Below are 11,063 nucleotides of genomic sequence, written 5' to 3' on the forward strand. Positions count from 1 at the left end.
CCCATGACGGCGGAATTCACCGGTTGGCATGTGCTGGCCGAGTTCGGTGGTGTCGACGCAGCCCTCTGCGACGATCTCGAACGACTCGAATCGGCGTTGCGTGAGTCTCTGATCGCGGCGGGCGTCACCATCTGCGATGTCGTACACAAGAAGTTCGAACCGCAGGGGGTGACCGTCCTCGCGCTGTTGTCGGAGTCCCACGCCTCGATTCACACTTATCCGGAGTCCGGCGACATCTTCGTCGACGTCTTCACCTGCGGCAGCATCGGCGCCGGCGCCTCCAAGGCGGTCGAGCTCCTGCGGGACGCGTTGGCGCCCAAGGAGGTTCGCATGCAGGTCATCCGCAGGGGACACGGCGGTCAGCGGATCGAGGAGCCGGTGGGCGCCGGCCTGACCCGTATCTGGGACCTGCACGAGGTGATCGTCGACACCGACACCCCGTTCCAGCACATGGTCATCGCGCGGACCGAGCAGGGCATCAGCCTGTTCTCCGACGACGACCGCCAGTCCACCGAGTTCTCCCAGCTCACCTACCACGAGGCGATGATGGTGCCCGCCTTCGTGCTGGCCGAGAAGCTGGACAAGGTGCTGATCATCGGCTCCGGTGAAGGCGTGGCCAGTCAGATGTCCGTCGCCGCCGGCGCCACCCTCGTCGACCACGTGGACATCGATCAGCTCGAGGTCGAGCTGTGCGCGGAGCACCTGCCCTACGGCTACACCAGCGACGAGCTGGCCGCCGCCGTCAAGGGCGAGGGACCGATCAAGGTGCACTACGCCGACGGCTGGGATTTCCTGGCCGAGGCCGAGCGCGCCGGCACCCGCTACGACGTCATCGTGATCGATCTGCCGGACGAGCGCGTCGAGGACGCCCAGCACAACCGTCTCTACGAGGCGGAGTTCCTGTCGCGATGTCGTGCACTGCTCGCGCCCGGCGGCGTGCTGTGCGCCCAGGCAGGCTGCGCGACGATGTGGCGCAACGAGACGCTGAAGCGGTCCTGGCAGCGTTTCCACGAGCAGTTCGGCACCGTGGTGCACTACGGCAGCGACGAGCACGAGTGGTCGTTCCTGTTCGGCCTGGTGGAGGAGATCGACGACCCGGTGGGCGGGATGACCGATCGCCTGGCCCTGCTGCCGTACAAGCCCGAGACCATCGACGCCAAGGCGCTGGTGCGCGGCGCCATCGAACCGCACGCCCTGCGGGTCTAGTGGCACCGGAATGCGCCGGTTCCGAACTCGGGACCGGCGCATTCGGCGTTGCTCACCCGATCACAGCCGCGCCTGGTCGGCGGACGGCCGCCCCGGTGCGGTGGCCTTCTTCGCCTCCTCACCCGCGCGCCGAACACCATGCCGCTCTCGGTCGCTCGCGAGTGGGTGCCATACGCCCGAACTGTCCGGCCGACAGGCCGTTTCGTGTTTCAGGAGCGCTGCTGTGCGCGCCACTGTTCTACATCGACTCCGCCGACGCCCCAGTTCGACAGCGCGACCTCGTCGATCACCACGTAGGTGCTCGCGGGCGACTTGCCGAGCACGTCGTGCAGCAGATCGGTGACGCCCTCGATCAAGCGCGCCTTCTGCTCGCGGGTCACGCCTTCGTCGGTGACTTTGATGTTCACGTAAGGCATTTCAGGCCGCCCTTCCAGAGATGTACCCGCCGTCGACGGGGAGGATGTGTCCGGTGGTGAAGGCCGCGTCGGCGAGATACAGCACCGCGGCCGTCGTTTCGGCGACTTCGCCGATACGGTTCAACAGCGCGAGTCTGCCCGACGCCTGCTCGTCGCCGTCGCCGAACAGCGGCGTGCGGATGATGCCGGGGGCGACGGCGTTGACCCGGATGCCGTCGGCGGCGAGTTCGGCGGCGAGGCTGGTGGTGAGCGCGTGCACGCCGCCCTTGCTGACCAAGGCCGCTGAGGCGGGCAACCCGGCGAGAGCGTGATCGATCAGCACGGTGCCGATGTTGACGATGCTGCCGCCCCTGGCTTGGGTCAGGAACCGCCGCACCACGGCCTGCGTGGTGAAGTAGGTGCCTTTGAGGTTTCCGTTCAGATAGCCGTCGAGATCTTGCTCGGTGACCTCCACGAACGGTTTGGCTCCGAAGACGCCCGCGTTGTTGACCAGCACATCCACACCGCCGAACCGTTCCACCGCGACGCGCACCAAGGTGGCCGCGGTGGTGGCGGCGCCGATATCGCCCGGCACCGTGGCCACCCGCTCCGGTGCGCCGATTTCGGCGGCCACCCGGGTCAGCTTTTCCGCGTCGCGGCCGTTGAGCACGACATTGTCGCCGCGTTCCACGAACGCCCGTGCGATATCGCGACCGATCCCGCTGGAGGAACCGGTCACGATGACGGTCTTCGTCATAGTGATCCTTTCTAATATACGACCGGTCGTCTTGGAACAGGCAGCCGAAGACGCCGGACAGTTGCGCTGCCGGAAATCAGGGCAGGAAGTAGTCACCGAGGAGGCGATCGAGACACTTGTGCAGCGGAGCGAGAGTGCGCTCCATCTTCATCCTGATCACCGCCCCCTCCCAGGATTCGAGCAGGAGATCGGCCAGTTCGACCGCGTCGATGTCGGCGCGGATCGTGCCGAGGCGCTGCGCCTGCGCGAGTTGCTCGGCGACGCGATCGCGCCACGCGCGCCAGGCCGCCGACAGCGATTCGCGCAACAGCTCACTGCCTTCCAGCTCGCCCCCGAGATTCGCGATGAGGCAGCCGCCGGTGAAATCCGCCGCGACGAAGTCGTCCATCAGCCGCCCGAAGAACGCTCGCAAACCGCTCACCGGATCCGGCGACGCGGCGAACGCCTCGATCAGATTGCGCTGCACACAGACGGAGTGGTGCTCGATGATCGCGCGACCGAAGCTCTCCTTGCTGTCGAAGTAGTTGTAGAACGAGCCCTTCGGCACACCGACCTTGTCCAGGATCTGTTTGATCCCGGTGCCGTGGTAGCCGTTGGTCAGGAATCCCGCGGCGCCCTCTTCGACGAGAAGCCGCCGGGTGTCCGCACTGCGCCGGGGTCGTGCCATGGGCTGACTATACGACCGGTCGTCTTGGAATTGCAACAGCGTGCGGCCTCACGCCACAGGACCGGACCACCCGGGCCCGGCCGAGGCCGAGAAGCTCGCCGGGTCGCGCCGCCAGCGTGCGGACCGGGCGGCGAAGGACGCGAGATGCTCGGCGGCGAAGCGGTCGCGTTCCCAGTCCGCCGGGTCCGCCGCCACCGTCCAGACGTAGGTCCACACCGGAGCATTCCGGCCGTCGAGCCGCATCTGGCGCAGGTCGTATTCCTCGTCCTCGAACGCGTCGAGAATCGTCCACTCGCTCGCGGTGAGACCACTCAGCACACAGCCGCGGGCGCACCCCTGCGCCGCGGCGACCAGTCCCGGATACAGCCGCCGCGGCAGCGCGGCGGCGCGCCATCCGGTCAGCTCGGCCCGCTCCAGCGACGGCACCCGACCGAGCAGCGCCGTCAGCACTTCGGGGAACTGCAGCGTGCCGTAGACGAACAGTGCATGATCCGATCCGATCAGGCGGCCCAGCCGCCCACCTCCCGGCACCGCCGATGCCACCTCGCCTCTCCTCTCACCTGTTCTCCGCCGCGCCCCGGGTTCGACGCGGCTACATCGGCCGTTGCGCCCGGACGATGGCGGCCAGGTATTCGTAGTCGTCGGCGCGGGCACTGGACGCGCGGAAGACCAGGCCGATGGTGCGGCCGGGGGCGGGCGCGGAGAAGTGCGCCACGTCCAGCGTGCCGCGGGCGGTCTCCGTCGGCACCGCCATCTGCGGGATCAGCGTCACGCCGAGTCCGCCCGCGACACACTGGACCACGGTGGACAGGGACGCGGCCCTGGTGTCGCCGACGGCGGCCGGATGCACATCGGCCGAGCGGCACGCCTCCAAGGTCTGATCGCGCAGGCAGTGTCCCTCGTCGAGCAGCAGCAGCGGCTGGGCGTCGAGCACCGACGCCGCGAGGTCGCCGCGCCCGGCCAGTTCGTGACCGCGCGGGGTGACCAGCACGAATTCTTCCGAGTAGAGCGGAATCTCGACCAGGCCGGGCATCTCGGTCGGCACCGCGAGCAGGGCGACGTCGAGCACGCCGGTACGCAGCCCGTCCAGCAGACGGGCGGTCTGGTCCTCGATGATCTGCGGGCGCAGTTCGGGCAGCCGCTTGCGCAGCTCCGGCAGCAACCCGGGCAGCACATACGGGGCGACCGTCGGGATGATGCCCATCCGCAGCGTGCCGCCGAGTCCGTCGCCGGTGGCCGACGCGACGAAACGGTCCGCGGCTTCCAGCGTCGCCATCGCCTTGGGCAGCAACCGCATCCCCGCCGCGGTGACCAGCACCCGCCTGGTGCTGCGTTCGATCAGCTGGAGCCCGAGCCCGTGTTCCAGGGCGGCGAGTGCCTGCGATAGCGTGGGCTGACTCACACCGAGACGCGCAGCCGCAGTGCCGAAATGGCGATATTCCGCGATCGCCACGAACGCACGCAGCTGTGACAGGGTGGGCTGATAAGTCTGATCAGTCACCCCTATCAGTGTAGTGCGACTGATCACCTTTACCTTTTACCGCCCCTTCGGCAAGATCGCCCATGAGCTTTCACCCGCGGTGTGAGTGCCGGGTCCGAGTCGGTGGCTCTTCCGGCCGCAACGGTCCCGCAATACCGCAGAACACAGTTGGCAAACAAATGACGAGGAGACGAGCATGGCCCTGCTGACCATCGGCGACCAGTTCCCGGCATACAACCTCACCGCGGTCATCGGCGGTGACCTGTCGAAGGTCGACGCTCAGCAGCCCGACGACTACTTCACCCGGATCACCAGCGACGACCACGCGGGCAAGTGGCGGATCGTCTTCTTCTGGCCGAAGGACTTCACCTTCGTGTGCCCGACCGAGATCGCCGCGTTCGGCAAGCTCAACGACGAATTCGAAGACCGCGACGCCGTCGTGCTCGGCGCGTCGGTGGACAACGAGTTCGTGCACTTCCAGTGGCGCGCGCAGCACGAGGACCTCAAGACCCTCCCCTTCCCCATGCTCTCGGACCTCAAGCGCGAACTGGCCGCGGCCACCGGCGTGCTGAACGCCGACGGCGTCGCCGACCGCGCCACCTTCATCATCGACCCGAACAACGAGATCCAGTTCGTCTCCGTCACCGCGGGTTCGGTGGGCCGCAACGTCGACGAGGTGCTGCGCGTGCTCGACGCCCTGCAGTCCGACGAACTGTGCGCCTGCAACTGGAAGAAGGGCGACCCCACCATCAACGCGGGCGAGCTCTTGGCCGCCAGCGTCTGAAATCCCCGTCGTAGCCGAACCTTCCGGTACGCCGACCCCACACCATCGAGAACCGACCTGGTCCCGCGGGGACCGCTTCGAGTAGAGGAATCGCCGAATGAGCATTGAGAACCTGAAGAACTCCCTTCCCGAGTACGCCAAGGACCTCAAGCTCAACTTGTCATCCATCGCGCGCACCACGGTGCTGAACGAACAGCAGCTGTGGGGCACCCTGCTCGCGTCGGCGGCCGCGACCCGGTCGACGACCACGCTGCGCGAGATCGCCGAGGAAGCCGCCGACGTGCTGTCGGCTGAGGCGTACAACGCCGCCCTCGGCGCCGCCTCGATCATGGGCATGAACAACGTGTTCTACCGGGGCAAGGCGTTCCTCGGCGGCCGTTACGACGACCTGCGCGCCGGGCTGCGCATGCAGATCATCGGCACGCCCGGCGTCGACAAGGCCGACTTCGAGCTGTGGTCGTTCGCGGTCTCCTCGATCAACGGCTGCGCGCACTGCCTGGAGGCGCACGAGCACACGCTCCGCGAAGCGGGTGTGTCCCGCGAGGTGATCTTCGAATCGCTGCGCGCCGCCGCCATCGTGGCCGGTGTCGGCCAGGCGGTGCAGTCGACCGAGGCCCTCAGCGCGGCCGCGATCTGATTCCGCCCGGAAAGAGGCCCCTGTCCTGCGACGGGGGCCTCTTTCGCGTTCCCGTGTGGCCAGGACGACAGCTCGCGCCCGCGACACCCGAGTAGGCTCGGCGATCATGAGCACACAGGTTGATGTGGTGCGAGTGTTCACCGACCCCGCCGGGCGGTTCGGCAACGAGCTGGGTATCGCGCGGGCCGCCGACGTGTCCGTGGCCGACCGGCAGGCGCTGGCCGCCAAAGCCGGATACAGCGAGACCGTGATCGTCGAGGAGCCGGTGGACGGCACCGCCGCGGTGCGGATCTACACCCCCGCAATGGAACTTCCCTTCGCGGGACACCCCTCGGTGGGGACCGCGTGGTGGTTCGCGTCGCAGGGCGTCCCGGTGCGCACGCTGGATGTGCCCGCGGGCCCGGTGGCCGTGGAACTCACCGAGGGATTGACCTGGATCACCGCGCGCGGTGAGTGGGCGCCCACGTTCACCTTCCATCAGCTCGAGGACGCCGACGAGCTGGCCACCCTGCGGCCGGAGGAGTTTCCCGGCGGCCCGCACTACCTGTGGGCGTGGACCGACGAGCACCGCGCCGCCCTGCGATCGCGCATGTTCGCGCCGACCATGGGCATCACCGAGGACGAGGCCACCGGAGCGGCGGCCGTGGCATTGACGGCGTTGCTGCGCAAAGGCTTGGTCATCACCCAGGGCAAGGGCTCGCAATTGTTCACCCGGTGGGATTCCGACGGGTGGGTGCATCTGGGCGGCCGGGTCGTCGCCGACCAGCCGGTGGACATCTGACGCTCAGGGCAGAGTGACGCCGACGACCGGAGCGCCGCTCGGGGCGGCCGAACCGCCGTCCGGTTCGATGCTCACCGCGAGTACGTCACCCGATCGGAAACCGGTCACGAAAGGTCGCTCGATCGACGGCACGTCGCTCAGCAGACCCGCTGACCGCGGTTGTCCGTCCGGACCGACCAGCCACACCTGATAGACCTGGCCGGCCGGCGGCGGAGCGACCCGATCGAAGACGACGACCGCGCGTCCCAGCTCGGGCGAGGCGTCCACGACGAGCAGTCCGCCCCCGGCGAACGATCCGTTCACCGTCCGCGCGTGCACCTGGTCCGCGGCGGCAGGCTCCGACGGGGTATCGAGGAACTCGGCGGTCACCACGGCGCCACCGATCACCAGGCACACCGCGGCCGCGATCGGCGCCGCCCAGCGCAACCGCCGCTGCCACGACCTCACCGTGCTCGCCTGTTCGGCGGGCTCGTCGGGCAGCGCGGCCAGGATGCGGCGTTCCAGCTCCGGCGGCGGCGCGAGTTCGTCGAGCACGGCCAGCCGGCCCATGACGTCGCGCACCTGCCAGACGGTGTCGGAGAACGCCTGCCGCACCCGCGGGTCGGCAGCCGCCAAGCGGGCATCGATGTGCCTGCGCTCGATATCGGCGACCGCGTCCAGCGCGCAGGGGTAGGCGAGGTCGATGAGATCCGCCTCAGAGCGCGGCGAGGTGTCAACCATCGGTGCCTTCCCCGGACAAACACTTCTCCAATCGTTTCAGCCCGTCGCGGATGCGGGTCTTGATCGTCGGCAGTGGCACCGAGAGATGATCGGCGACCTCTCGGTAGGTCCACCCGCCGTAATAGGCCAGCGTGATCGCTTCGCGCTGGGTGGCGGTCAGCATCTCCAGGCAGCCCGCCACCTGTTGCTCCTCGATACGCTGAGTGACCGATTCGGCGACGACGTCGTGGGCGCGCCCGAGGTGCTCGTGCGCGTAGACCAGATCCCGGCTGCTGGCCGAGCTCTCCGCGCGCACCCGGTCCACCGCCCTGCGGTGGGCGAGCATCATCAGCCAGCCGACCGGACTGGCCAGCGTGGCGTCGTAGCGATCGGCCATCGACCACACCTGGAGGTACACCTCCTGGGTCACCTCCTCGGCGGCGGCGTGGCTGCGCAGGACTCGCACCGTGAGCCCGAACACCCGAGGACTGGTCAACTGATAGAACTCGGTGAACGCGCCACGATCGCCCGCGCCGGTGGCGGCGAGCAGCGCCGCGAGTTCACGGCTCGCGCGGGTGGCCTGCGCTCGGTCGTAACCGGTCGGCAGCGGGCGGGCGAGCACCGGGTCATCGGTTCCCTCTCGCGCACGCGCCGGGCCGCCGGAGCGATGGGGTGAAGCAGAACCGTGTTCGTTGCTCATGGCCGAATCCCGTGCCTGCATGCACAGGGGTTCGGTATGCGGGGGAAACCGGATTGGTCACGGTCACCGAATGATCACGGCCACCAGCATGTAGGCCGTGCCCGCGTCCATCACCACATGCGGCACCGCCGCCCATGGTTTGGCGGGACCGGTGAGGGCGGCGACGCAGCCGCCGGAGCGCACCAGCAGCTGCACCGGCCCCGGCAGCTGCGCGCGCGTCCTGCCGGTGCAGGCGGCGAAGGTCACCACCAGCGCGTCGAGCAGGAACAGCACGGCGAGGCCGAGTGCCGGCCCGGCGGCCGGACCGCCCGCGTGGCCGGAAGCCGTGTGGCCGGACATCGCGTAGAGCATCGCCGCGGCGGCGACGATGTGGTAGCCCAGCGGCACCAGCCGGTCGATCGGCAGCGGCCGCCCCTGGGCGGTGTGCTCCGCGGCACGAACGGTCAGCAGTCCGGCGAAGACCACCGCCATCGCCGTCAGCACGCCGCGCACCGCGTGCGGGCTCGCGCCCGAGGGAAACACCAGCATGCCGAGCATGACCAGGCACATCACCAGGTGCGCCGCGTCGGACTCGGCGTGCCCGGCCGAAGTGTCCGACGGCGGACGCGTTTCCGCGACGCACCCCGCCGACGGCGTCGCGGCCGCAGCCACCCGCGACAGCACGATCCCGGCGGCGATCACGAACGCCGCCACCACCATCCATCGCAATACGGCATACTCCTGCACGAACTGCGCCACACCCCACCACCTCTCAGCACGGCGACCACGGTCGTCGCCTTTCCATGCTCGCATCCCGGAGCGGCCGGGGTGTCGTTTTCAGACCTCTGGGCGGCAACTCCGACGAGCCGCACGTCGCGAATCCGCTGCTACGACGGCGATTTCGAGCGGACCGGGCGGCGAGCCGGAGAGCTGCTTGTTCGATTCCACCGAATTCCGGTGCCGGACAGCGGCCTTCGTTCGAGCGCCGCCCGATTCGGCGATCCCGCGGCTCCTCGGCCGTATCGCCGGAAGTCGGCTCCGCTCGGCCGTTCGGTCGGTTCGAGGCCGGAGGAGCGCTCAGGCTCGGACTCGGCGAGTCCGAGCCCGGCGGGGATGCGAGCGTCGCCGAGCGGGCCGCCATGATGGAGTGATGTCCGACCACGCCGAGCACCGCGCCACCGAGATCGAGCGCGGCGATCTGCGCATCGTCGTCGATGACCTGACCGGCCCCGAGATCGCGGCACTGCTCACCGAGCATCTCGCCGAGATGGCCGCGCACTCGCCTGCGCAGAGCATGCACGCGTTGGACCTCGCAACGCTGCGCCGTCCCGGGATCACGTTCTGGACCGCGTGGGAGGGTGCGGGCCTCGCGGGATGTGCCGCGCTGAAACGTCTCGACGAAGACCACGCCGAGATCAAATCCATGCGGACCGCCGCGACGCATCAACGCCGCGGTGTCGCCTCCACCCTGCTGCGCCATGTGCTCGCAGAAGCCACCGAACGCGGCTACCGCCGCCTCAGCCTGGAAACGGGCGCCGGTGATTTCTTCCGGCCCGCACGCCGGCTCTATGCCGCCCACGGCTTCGTCCGCTGCGCGCCGTTCGGCGACTACCGCCCTGACCCGCACAGCGTCTTCCTGACCCGCGCCTTGTGACGTCGGGTCGGTGCACACCGTTCGGTCACCCGCCCGGTGACCTCAGGCCTCGTCCAACGCGCGGGTGAATCCGTCGACGAGTTCTGCGACCTGCTCGTCGGTCATGACGAAAGCCGGGGAGATCTGCATGGCGCCCTGGCCCGCGGCGCGACTGGAGATGCCGTGCGCGCGCAACGTGCCGACCAAGCGCGGCCCTTCGGCGGGATCGGCGAGCTGGACGGCAGCGACGGCGCCGAACCCGCTGCGCACCTCGGCGACCCTGGGGTGGTTGGCGAGCACCGACAGCTGGTCGTGCAGGCTGGATTCCAGGCGCAGAGCGGCCGTGAGCAGGTCTTCCCGCTCGATGATGTCGAGATTCGCCAATGCCGCGGCCGCCGCGCCCGCGTGGCCGCCGTAGGTGTAGCCGTGCCGCCACCAGACGCCGCCCGCGAAGAACGGCTCCGCGACGCGCGGGGCGGCGAAGACCGCGCCCATCGGGAGATAACCGGAGGTCAGTCCCTTCGCGGTGGTCATCAGGTCCGGTTCGAGCCCGAGGCGGGAGGAGGCGAACCACGCTCCGCCGATGCGGCCGAAACCGGTGACCACTTCGTCGGCGACGAACAGGATGTCGTGGTCGCGGCAGATCCGGCGCACCTCGGCGAGGTAGCCCTCCGGCGGCGGATACACACCGCCAGCGCCGATGACGGGTTCGCAGAAGAACGCGGCGATCCGCTCGGCGCCGACCTCCTCGATCAGGACGAGCAGTGCTTTCGCGTCGTCCCACTCGATGGTTCGCGCCGCGGGCATCAGCTCGCCGTAACCCTCCCGGTTCCCAGGGAGGCCACCGAGCGCGGTGCCGCCCACGTGCATGCCGTGATAGGCCATCCGCCGCCCGACCACGATGGTCTTGTCCGGCTGCCCGACTTCGTGCCAGTACCGGCGGGCGAGTTTGGTCGCGGTGTCGACGGAGTCGGAGCCGCCCGAGGTGAAGAAGATCTTGCTACCCGGCACCGGCGCCAGCCCGGCGAGCCGCTCGGCGAGCTCCTGGGTGGCGGGCTCGGTGATGTCGCCGAAATTGGAATAGTGCGCGATTGTGCGCAGCTGGGCGGCCACCGCGTCGGCGATCTCGCCGCGCCCGTGGCCCACGTTGGCGAACCATAGACCCGCGGTCGCGTCCAGGTAGCGATTGCCCTCCCGGTCGAAGACGTGGACGCCGTCACCGCGGGCTACGACGAACGCTCCGTCCCGCTCGACGGCGCCCATGTCGGCGAAGCCATGCCATAGCGCGCTCATCTCTCCACCTTTGCCGGTTCCCCGTCCGGGGTCCATACCTGCCACGCGCGAA

14 protein-coding genes are annotated in these 11,063 nt (G+C 69.1%); 5 read left to right on the forward strand and 9 right to left on the reverse strand.

Annotated features, from left to right (window positions below):
* Positions 1-3: 3 nt before the first annotated feature.
* On the forward strand, positions 4-1,206 hold the full coding sequence (gene speD / locus NB3_RS26845; protein ID WP_067808914.1) for an adenosylmethionine decarboxylase: 1,203 nt from the start codon (positions 4-6) through the stop codon (positions 1,204-1,206).
* Positions 1,207-1,415: 209 nt separating this feature from the next.
* Here the strand turns inward: speD and NB3_RS26850 are convergent, their stop codons facing one another.
* From NB3_RS26850 to NB3_RS26870, 5 genes are all read right to left on the reverse strand, one after another.
* Complete coding sequence (locus tag NB3_RS26850) at positions 1,416-1,622, reverse strand: tautomerase family protein (protein WP_067808916.1); 207 nt, start codon at positions 1,620-1,622, stop codon at positions 1,416-1,418.
* 1 nt (position 1,623) lies between these two features.
* On the reverse strand, positions 1,624-2,358 hold the full coding sequence (locus tag NB3_RS26855) for an SDR family NAD(P)-dependent oxidoreductase (RefSeq protein ID WP_067808918.1): 735 nt from the start codon (positions 2,356-2,358) through the stop codon (positions 1,624-1,626).
* Between the two features lie 76 nt (positions 2,359-2,434).
* Positions 2,435-3,025 carry a TetR/AcrR family transcriptional regulator gene (locus NB3_RS26860; RefSeq protein WP_067808920.1) on the reverse strand — a complete coding sequence of 197 codons (591 nt, stop codon included), beginning with the start codon at positions 3,023-3,025 and terminating at the stop codon, positions 2,435-2,437.
* A 48-nt stretch (positions 3,026-3,073) separates the two neighbouring features.
* Complete coding sequence (locus NB3_RS26865) at positions 3,074-3,568, reverse strand: gamma-glutamylcyclotransferase family protein (RefSeq protein ID WP_067808922.1); 495 nt, start codon at positions 3,566-3,568, stop codon at positions 3,074-3,076.
* 49 nt (positions 3,569-3,617) lie between these two features.
* Entirely contained in the window at positions 3,618-4,526 is a 909-nt protein-coding gene (locus NB3_RS26870; RefSeq protein WP_067808924.1) for a hydrogen peroxide-inducible genes activator, read from the reverse strand.
* Between the two features lie 175 nt (positions 4,527-4,701).
* Here NB3_RS26870 and NB3_RS26875 point away from each other — a divergent pair, with 175 nt between their 5' ends.
* The 3 genes from NB3_RS26875 to NB3_RS26885 all read left to right on the forward strand — a co-directional run bounded on the left by NB3_RS26875 (position 4,702) and on the right by NB3_RS26885 (position 6,707).
* Complete coding sequence (locus tag NB3_RS26875) at positions 4,702-5,289, forward strand: peroxiredoxin (RefSeq protein WP_067808926.1); 588 nt, start codon at positions 4,702-4,704, stop codon at positions 5,287-5,289.
* Positions 5,290-5,386: 97 nt separating this feature from the next.
* Positions 5,387-5,926 (forward strand): alkylhydroperoxidase, AhpD family, encoded by a 540-nt coding sequence (gene ahpD, locus NB3_RS26880; RefSeq protein WP_067808928.1) that lies wholly within the window; start codon positions 5,387-5,389, stop codon positions 5,924-5,926.
* A 106-nt stretch (positions 5,927-6,032) separates the two neighbouring features.
* Complete coding sequence (locus tag NB3_RS26885) at positions 6,033-6,707, forward strand: PhzF family phenazine biosynthesis protein (RefSeq protein ID WP_067808930.1); 675 nt, start codon at positions 6,033-6,035, stop codon at positions 6,705-6,707.
* Between the two features lie 3 nt (positions 6,708-6,710).
* Here the strand turns inward: NB3_RS26885 and NB3_RS26890 are convergent, their stop codons facing one another.
* From NB3_RS26890 to NB3_RS26900, 3 genes are all read right to left on the reverse strand, one after another.
* Positions 6,711-7,427 (reverse strand): anti-sigma factor, encoded by a 717-nt coding sequence (locus NB3_RS26890; protein ID WP_067808932.1) that lies wholly within the window; start codon positions 7,425-7,427, stop codon positions 6,711-6,713.
* On the reverse strand, positions 7,420-8,106 hold the full coding sequence (gene sigK, locus NB3_RS26895) for an ECF RNA polymerase sigma factor SigK (RefSeq protein ID WP_244892099.1): 687 nt from the start codon (positions 8,104-8,106) through the stop codon (positions 7,420-7,422). Before sigK ends, NB3_RS26890 begins: the two co-directional genes overlap by 8 nt.
* 63 nt (positions 8,107-8,169) lie before the next feature.
* A complete protein-coding gene (locus tag NB3_RS26900; protein WP_067808935.1) occupies positions 8,170-8,844 on the reverse strand; it encodes a DUF5134 domain-containing protein in 675 nt (224 codons plus the stop codon).
* Between the two features lie 391 nt (positions 8,845-9,235).
* Between NB3_RS26900 and NB3_RS26905 the strand changes: the two genes are divergently transcribed.
* Positions 9,236-9,739 (forward strand): GNAT family N-acetyltransferase, encoded by a 504-nt coding sequence (locus NB3_RS26905; RefSeq protein ID WP_244892100.1) that lies wholly within the window; start codon positions 9,236-9,238, stop codon positions 9,737-9,739.
* A 42-nt stretch (positions 9,740-9,781) separates the two neighbouring features.
* Here the strand turns inward: NB3_RS26905 and NB3_RS26910 are convergent, their stop codons facing one another.
* The gene (locus NB3_RS26910) at positions 9,782-11,011 is read right to left on the reverse strand and encodes an aminotransferase family protein (protein WP_067808937.1); all 1,230 of its coding nucleotides are present in this window, start codon (positions 11,009-11,011) and stop codon (positions 9,782-9,784) included.
* Between the last annotated feature and the right edge of the window lie 52 nt (positions 11,012-11,063).

Source organism: Nocardia beijingensis NBRC 16342, from assembly GCF_001612785.1.
In the GTDB taxonomy this organism is placed as follows: Bacteria; Actinomycetota; Actinomycetes; order Mycobacteriales; family Mycobacteriaceae; genus Nocardia; species Nocardia beijingensis.

Bases quoted from the DNA above. Each gene is read 5' to 3' on its own strand.
- speD (WP_067808914.1), top strand. From the start codon at position 4: ATGACGGCGGAATTCACCGGTTGGCATGTGCTGGCCGAGTTCGGTGGT.
- NB3_RS26850 (WP_067808916.1), bottom strand. From the start codon at position 1,622: ATGCCTTACGTGAACATCAAAGTCACCGACGAAGGCGTGACCCGCGAG.
- NB3_RS26855 (WP_067808918.1), bottom strand. From the start codon at position 2,358: ATGACGAAGACCGTCATCGTGACCGGTTCCTCCAGCGGGATCGGTCGC.
- NB3_RS26860 (WP_067808920.1), bottom strand. From the start codon at position 3,025: ATGGCACGACCCCGGCGCAGTGCGGACACCCGGCGGCTTCTCGTCGAA.
- NB3_RS26875 (WP_067808926.1), top strand. From the start codon at position 4,702: ATGGCCCTGCTGACCATCGGCGACCAGTTCCCGGCATACAACCTCACC.
- ahpD (WP_067808928.1), top strand. From the start codon at position 5,387: ATGAGCATTGAGAACCTGAAGAACTCCCTTCCCGAGTACGCCAAGGAC.
- NB3_RS26885 (WP_067808930.1), top strand. From the start codon at position 6,033: ATGAGCACACAGGTTGATGTGGTGCGAGTGTTCACCGACCCCGCCGGG.
- NB3_RS26890 (WP_067808932.1), bottom strand. From the start codon at position 7,427: ATGGTTGACACCTCGCCGCGCTCTGAGGCGGATCTCATCGACCTCGCC.
- sigK (WP_244892099.1), bottom strand. From the start codon at position 8,106: ATGAGCAACGAACACGGTTCTGCTTCACCCCATCGCTCCGGCGGCCCG.
- NB3_RS26905 (WP_244892100.1), top strand. From the start codon at position 9,236: ATGTCCGACCACGCCGAGCACCGCGCCACCGAGATCGAGCGCGGCGAT.
- NB3_RS26910 (WP_067808937.1), bottom strand. From the start codon at position 11,011: ATGAGCGCGCTATGGCATGGCTTCGCCGACATGGGCGCCGTCGAGCGG.